We start from the raw sequence: 366 nt of genomic DNA, 5'->3' as shown, positions 1-366 counted from the left end.
GAGCTTGAGCAGGTGCTCGGTGAAGTGCGCGTAGCCGTCGCTGACTTCGAGCCGATGAAAGCCAAGGTGCAGGACATCCTCACCCAGCTCGATAACAGCGCCTATCCGGTCGATGCCGACGAAAAGAACGAAATCAAGAGCTTCCTGGAATGGCTGGTGGGCAACCACTTCACCTTCCTCGGCTACGAAGAGTTTGTGGTTACCGATCAGGCCGATGGTGGCCACATCGAGTACGACCGGAACTCCTTCCTCGGCCTCACCAAACTGCTGCGCACCGGCCTTACCTACGAAGACCTGCGCATCGAAGACTACGCCGTGTCCTACCTGCGCGAACCGACCCTGCTGTCGTTCGCCAAGGCTGCGCAC

The 366-nt window shown here is 59.3% G+C and carries 1 protein-coding gene; it reads left to right on the top strand.

Annotated elements, in window-relative coordinates; all coding sequences use genetic code 11:
• A partial coding sequence (locus AAEY83_RS13280; RefSeq protein ID WP_351059478.1) for a hypothetical protein occupies positions 1-366 on the top strand: 366 nt, incomplete at both ends.

This window comes from Psychrobacter sp. TB20-MNA-CIBAN-0197, assembly GCF_040309765.1.
GTDB lineage: Bacteria > Pseudomonadota > Gammaproteobacteria > Pseudomonadales > Moraxellaceae > Psychrobacter > Psychrobacter submarinus.
The sequence above is the reverse complement of the archived record's forward strand: the minus strand, read 5'-3'. Positions and strand labels throughout refer to the sequence as shown.